The following is a 5,193-nucleotide window of genomic DNA, read 5'->3' as shown; positions in this document are numbered from 1 at the left end:
GCCTCCACCCCCGTGGGTCCGACCCCGGCCCCGGCCGCCCCCGGGCGCATCCACCGCGCCTGGTTCGTCGCGGCCGTCGCGTTCGTGACGATCATCGGGGCCGCCGCCTTCGCCTCCCTGCCCGGGCTGCTCATCGAGCCGCTGCACGAGGAGTTCGACTGGTCGCGCGGCACGATCGGCCTCGCCGTCTCGGTGAACCTCGCGCTGTACGGGCTCACCGCACCCTTCGCCGCCGCGCTGATGGACCGTTTCGGCATCCGCAAGGTGGTGGCCCTGGCCCTGCTGGTCATATCCGGCGGCACGATGGCCACCCTGTGGATGACACAGTCCTGGCAGCTGGTGCTGTTCTGGGGCGTGCTGGTGGGGCTGGGCAGCGGCTCCATGGCCCTGGCCTTCGCGGCGACGGTGACCAACCGCTGGTTCACCGCCCGGCGCGGACTCGTCACCGGCATCCTGACCGCGGCCGGGGCCTCCGGTCAGCTGATCTTCCTGCCGCTGCTGTCCTGGCTGGTGGAGCACCACGGCTGGCGCCCGGCGGCGGTGACGGTCTCGCTGGCGGCCCTGGTCGTCGTCCCGTTCGTATGGCTGCTGCTGCGCGACCACCCGGCGGACACGGGACTCGCGCCGTACGGGGGCACGTACGCGGAAAAGCCCGCCCCGGTGACGGGCGCGGCGCGGCGGACGGTGACGGTGCTGTTCAAGGCGGCCCGCACCGGCCCGTTCTGGCTGCTGGCGGGCACCTTCGCGATCTGCGGGGCCTCGACGAACGGGCTGGTCAAGACCCACTTCGTACCCGCCGCGCACGACCACGGCATGCCGGTGACCGCGGCGGCCGGGCTGCTGGCGGTGGTCGGCGTCTTCGACGTGATCGGCACCATCGCCTCCGGGTGGTTCACCGACCGCTTCGAGGCGCGCCGTCTGCTGGCGGTGTACTACGCGCTGCGCGGGATCTCGCTGATGTTCCTGCCGATGCTGCTGGCGCCGTCCGTGCACCCGCCGATGATCTTCTTCATCATCTTCTACGGGCTGGACTGGGTCGCGACCGTCCCGCCGACCATCGCGCTGTGCCGCGAGCACTACGGGGAGGACAGCGCGATCGTCTTCGGCTGGGTCCTGGCCTCGCACCAGGTGGGCGCGGCGGCGGTGGCCTTCCTGGGCGGCCTGGCCCGCGACGCCTTCGGCTCGTACGACCTGGTCTGGTACGCCTCGGGCGCGCTGTGCGCGGTGGCGGCGCTGATGGCGATGGTGATCCGCCGCCGCCCCGCCGCGATCACCGCCGCTGCCGCTGCCGCGTGAGCGAGCTCGCCGCGCAACCGGCGTCGGCGCGTCAGCCGCCTGCCGGGGTCGTGGACTTGAGGGTGCCGTCCGGGCCGGCCAGCAGGACCGGGGTGGCCGGGCCGCCGAGGTCGCGGACCGCCGCGCGGTCGGCGTCGGCCACCGCCTCCGCCGAGCTGACCACGGCCGCGGCTTCCAGGGACTCGGCCCCGCTCGCCACCGCCATCGCGACCGCCGTCTGCAGCGCGCTCAGCTTCAGGGAGTCCAGCTCCACCGTCCCGGCGACGTACGTGCGGCCCGTCTCGTCCCGCACCGCCGCACCCTCGGGCACCCCGTTGCGGGCCCGGGCGCTGCGCGCCAGCGTGATGATTTTGCTGTCCTCGGGGTTGATCCCGGTGCTGTCGGTCATGGGCGAAAGCATATGGAGCGTCTCGGCGGGGCCGCACGACGGCCCCGCCGAGACGCTCTCCCCTCCATCCCCCGCTGCCCCCTGGATCTTGTGCCACGCGGAACCAAACCTAAGCGCCCGATAAGCGGAACCTGCGATCCAAAGGTCACAGAGCTCCGGGACCTTCGTCCCCTCTGCGATCCGCCCTCACGGCCGGTCGAGCCGCAGCCGCTCCGCCCTCGGCAGACCCGCGACCACCAGGTCGTACGAGTCCTCGACCAGCTCCCGCACCAGCGCGTCCGGCAGCCCGCCGACCGTCACCGTGTTCCAGTGCCGCTTGTTCATGTGCCAGCCCGGCACGATCGCCTCGTGCTCCGCCCGCAGCCGCACCGCCGACTCCGGCTCGCACTTGAGGTTGACCTTCAGCGGGTCGGCGTCCAGCGCGCTCAGCGCGAACATCTTCCCCAGCACCTTGAACACCGAGGTCTCGGGCGTGAAGGGGAACTCCTCCACCGCCGCGTTGAAACCCAGGCAGAACGCACGCAGCTCCGCCGGCGTCATACGCCCTCCCCGTCCTCGCCCGCCGCGCGGGCCAGCGGCTCCACCAGCACCGTCACGATCTTGTTCCGGCGGCCCGCCGGGGATTCGGCCGTCAGCCGAAGCGGCCGCCCGTCCGGCAGCTCGACGACCGCCGAGGCGCCCGCGATCGGCACCCGGCCCAGCGCCTTGGCCAGCAGGCCGCCGACCGTCTCCACGTCCTCGTCGTCGTAGTCCTCGACCTTGAACAGCTCGCCGAGGTCGGTGATGTCGAGCCGCGCCGTCACCCGGTAGCGGTCCTCGCCCAGCTCCTCGACGGGCGCGAGCTCGCGGTCGTACTCGTCGGTGATCTCGCCGACGATCTCCTCGAGGATGTCCTCGATGGTGACGATGCCCGCCGTGCCGCCGTACTCGTCGATGACCACGGCCACGTGGTTGCGCACCTGCTGCATCTCCCGCAGCAGGTCGCCCGCGTTCTTGGTGTCCGGTACGAACACCGCGGGCCGCATCGCCGTCGTGACCAGGTCGGCCTCCGCCTCCCGGCTGATGTGCGTCTTGCGGACCAGGTCCTTCAGATACACGATGCCGACGATGTCGTCCTCGTTCTCACCGGTCACCGGGATGCGCGAGAAACCGGACCGCAGCGCCAGCGTGGTCGCCTGACGGATCGTCTTGTACCGCTCGATGCAGACCAGGTCGGTGCGCGGCACCATCACCTCGCGCACCAGCGTGTCGCCCAGCTCGAAGACCTGGTGCACCATCCGGCGCTCCTCGTCCTCGATCAGCGACTCCTTCTCCGCCAGGTCGACCATCGCGCGCAGCTCGGCCTCGGAGGCGAACGGCCCCTTGCGGAAGCCCTTTCCGGGCGTGAGCGCGTTGCCGATGAGGATCAGCAGCTGCGGGATGGGCCCCATGACCCGGGCGAGCGGGACCAGGACGTACGAGGCCGCCGTCGCCGTGTTGAGGGGGTGCTGGCGGCCGATGGTGCGCGGGGAGACCCCGACGGCCACGAAGGACACCAGCACCATCACGGCGATCGCGATGAGCAGCGCCTTCCAGTTGTCGCCGAACTCGTCGAGGCAGACGTACGTGACGAGCACGCCGGCCGCCATCTCGCAGGTGACCCGCACGAGCAGCGCCACGTTGAGGTAGCGGGTGGGGTCGGCGGCGACCTGCGCGAGCTTCTCGCTGCCGCGCCGGCCCTCCCGTACGGCCTGCTCGGCGCGGAAGCTGGAGATCCGGGCGATCCCGGACTCGGCGCACGCCGCGAACCAGGCCACCACCACCAGCAGCACCGCGCCGGTGATCAACTGCGGGGCGGTCACGAGACGGTCGGGGCCGGGGACGGACCGGTGATGCCGCGCTCACCGCGCCAGCCGTCGACGATGGCCGCCTGGAGACCGAACATCTCGGCCTTCTCGTCCGGCTCCTCGTGGTCGTACCCGAGCAGGTGCAGCACCCCGTGGACGGTCAGGAGCTGGAGCTCCTCGTCCATGGAGTGCTGCGTCGGGGCTTCCTCGCCCTGCTTCTTCGCGACCTCGGGGCAGAGCACGATGTCACCGAGGAGCCCCTGCGGGGGCTCCTCGTCGTCCTTCGTCGGCGGACGGAGCTCGTCCATCGGGAAGGACATGACGTCGGTGGGACCGGGCAGGTCCATCCACTGGATGTGGAGCTGCTCCATGGCGTCCTCGTCGATGACGATGACGGAGAGCTCGGACAGCGGGTGGATCCGCATCCGGGTGAGCGCGTAGCGGGCGATGTCGAGGATCGCCCGCTCGTCGACCTCGGTTCCGGACTCGTTGTTGACGTCGATCGACATGGTGCGCTGGGTTCTACTTCCGCTGGTAGCCGTTCCGGGACTGCTGGGCGTCCTGGCTGTCGTCGTACTTCTCGTACGCATCGACGATACGGCCGACCAGCTTGTGCCGGACGACATCCTCGGACGTGAGCCGCGAGAAGTGGATGTCCGGAACCCCTTCGAGGATCGCCTGGACCTGGCGCAGACCGGACTTGGCACCGCCGGGCAGGTCGACCTGGGTGATGTCACCGGTGATGACGATCTTCGAATCGAACCCGAGCCGGGTCAGGAACATCTTCATCTGCTCGGTGGTCGTGTTCTGCGCCTCGTCGAGCACGACGAACGCCTCGTTGAGGGTGCGGCCGCGCATGTACGCGAGCGGCGCGACCTCGATCGTGCCCGCCGCCATCAGGCGCGGGATCGAGTCCGGGTCGATCATGTCGTGCAGGGCGTCGTAGAGCGGGCGCAGGTACGGGTCGATCTTGTCGAAGAGCGTGCCCGGGAGGAAGCCGAGGCGTTCGCCCGCCTCGACCGCCGGGCGGGTCAGGATGATCCGGCTGACCTGCTTGGACTGCAGGGCCTGGACCGCCTTGGCCATGGCGAGGTAGGTCTTGCCGGTACCGGCGGGGCCGATGCCGAACACGATCGTGTTCTTGTCGATCGCGTCGACGTACCGCTTCTGGTTGAGGGTCTTGGGGCGGATGGTGCGGCCGCGGCTGGAGAGGATGTTCTGCGTGAGCACCTCCGCGGGCGTCTCGTCCGGGCCGTTGCCGTTGCCGCTCGCCTTGAGCATGGCGATCGAGCGTTCCACTGCGTCCTCCGTCATCGGCTGCCCGGTGCGGAGCACGAGCATCATCTCGTCGAACAGGCGCTGGACCAGGGCGACTTCCGCCGCGTCTCCGACCGCGCTGACCTGATTGCCCCGAACATGGATGTCGGCCTTCGGGAAGGCCTTCTCGATCACGCGCAACAGGGCGTCACCCGAGCCGAGCACCGCGACCATCGGATGCTTGGCCGGAACGGTGAAGTGGGCTCGCGCCTGCCCCGGCGCCGGTGTCTGGGCTGTGGGTGTCTGAGTCATGGGCCGGCACTGTGGCCTGCACATACCTCCCGCTGAGGGGCCGCGCCGATCGACGACCTCCGGAGTACCAAGGGTACGACTCCGCCGCGCCATCCCCGAGGGGTTTTCCCCGCC

Annotated in this window: 6 protein-coding genes; 1 reads left to right on the top strand and 5 read right to left on the bottom strand. The window is 70.6% G+C overall.

Annotated features, from left to right (window positions below):
- Positions 1-12 precede the first annotated feature (12 nt).
- Complete coding sequence (locus IF02_RS0131865; protein WP_037837541.1) at positions 13-1,296, top strand: MFS transporter; 1,284 nt, start codon at positions 13-15, stop codon at positions 1,294-1,296.
- A 31-nt stretch (positions 1,297-1,327) separates the two neighbouring features.
- Here IF02_RS0131865 and IF02_RS0131860 read toward each other — a convergent pair whose 3' ends face one another.
- From IF02_RS0131860 to IF02_RS0131840, 5 genes are all read right to left on the bottom strand, one after another.
- Positions 1,328-1,684 (bottom strand): hypothetical protein, encoded by a 357-nt coding sequence (locus IF02_RS0131860; RefSeq protein ID WP_030163256.1) that lies wholly within the window; start codon positions 1,682-1,684, stop codon positions 1,328-1,330.
- Between the two features lie 186 nt (positions 1,685-1,870).
- Entirely contained in the window at positions 1,871-2,224 is a 354-nt protein-coding gene (locus tag IF02_RS0131855; protein WP_030163253.1) for an MmcQ/YjbR family DNA-binding protein, read from the bottom strand.
- Positions 2,221-3,525 (bottom strand): hemolysin family protein, encoded by a 1,305-nt coding sequence (locus tag IF02_RS0131850; protein ID WP_030163249.1) that lies wholly within the window; start codon positions 3,523-3,525, stop codon positions 2,221-2,223. Before IF02_RS0131850 ends, IF02_RS0131855 begins: the two co-directional genes overlap by 4 nt.
- On the bottom strand, positions 3,522-4,019 hold the full coding sequence (ybeY, locus tag IF02_RS0131845; protein WP_030163247.1) for an rRNA maturation RNase YbeY: 498 nt from the start codon (positions 4,017-4,019) through the stop codon (positions 3,522-3,524). Before ybeY ends, IF02_RS0131850 begins: the two co-directional genes overlap by 4 nt.
- A 13-nt stretch (positions 4,020-4,032) precedes the next feature.
- Positions 4,033-5,079: a PhoH family protein gene (locus tag IF02_RS0131840; RefSeq protein ID WP_078622458.1), complete on the bottom strand. Its 1,047-nt coding sequence runs from the start codon at positions 5,077-5,079 to the stop codon at positions 4,033-4,035.
- Positions 5,080-5,193: the final 114 nt, after the last annotated feature.

It is taken from the genome of Streptomyces sp. NRRL S-244, assembly GCF_000717915.1.
Classification (GTDB): domain Bacteria; phylum Actinomycetota; class Actinomycetes; order Streptomycetales; family Streptomycetaceae; genus Streptomyces.
This window is presented reverse-complemented; position numbering and strand designations above follow the sequence as displayed.

Excerpts from the sequence above, each read along its gene's own strand:
- IF02_RS0131860 (WP_030163256.1), bottom strand. The coding sequence starts at position 1,684 with ATGACCGACAGCACCGGGATCAACCCCGAGGACAGCAAAATCATCACG.
- IF02_RS0131855 (WP_030163253.1), bottom strand. The coding sequence starts at position 2,224 with ATGACGCCGGCGGAGCTGCGTGCGTTCTGCCTGGGTTTCAACGCGGCG.
- ybeY (WP_030163247.1), bottom strand. The coding sequence starts at position 4,019 with ATGTCGATCGACGTCAACAACGAGTCCGGAACCGAGGTCGACGAGCGG.
- IF02_RS0131840 (WP_078622458.1), bottom strand. The coding sequence starts at position 5,079 with ATGACTCAGACACCCACAGCCCAGACACCGGCGCCGGGGCAGGCGCGA.